Consider the following 322-nt stretch of genomic DNA (forward strand, 5'->3'; position numbering starts at 1 on the left):
AGTAGGACTTGCCGTACTTCTTGGTCCACCGCGCGTCCATGTCCTTCTGACGGCGCTTGGCAGGTTTCCACTCGATGGGCATAGCGTTTTCTTTCACCACTGCCGTCTTCGTTTTGCTCAGTGACTGCTTCGGTGCCTGCACGATGCTTGCATCGAACATCTGCCCGCCCCGCGCGATGTAACCGTGTTTGCTCAGCTGCCGGTTCACGGCCTCGAAGATACTATCGCTGGCGCCGGCCTGAATCAGGCGTTCCATGAAGGTCCAGATTGTCGTCCGATCCGGAATCTGACTGATCGAGCGCAACCCTACAAAGTGCTGGAA

The 322-nt window shown here is 57.1% G+C and carries 1 pseudogene; it reads right to left on the reverse strand.

The annotated features are described in order from the left end of the window. A pseudogene (locus EJB06_RS31625) lies at window positions 1-256 on the reverse strand (IS5/IS1182 family transposase); the annotation flags it as partial. Between the last annotated feature and the right edge of the window lie 66 nt (window positions 257-322).

The sequence above is a fragment of the Massilia atriviolacea genome (assembly GCF_003953935.1).
GTDB lineage: Bacteria > Pseudomonadota > Gammaproteobacteria > Burkholderiales > Burkholderiaceae_D > Telluria_A > Telluria_A atriviolacea.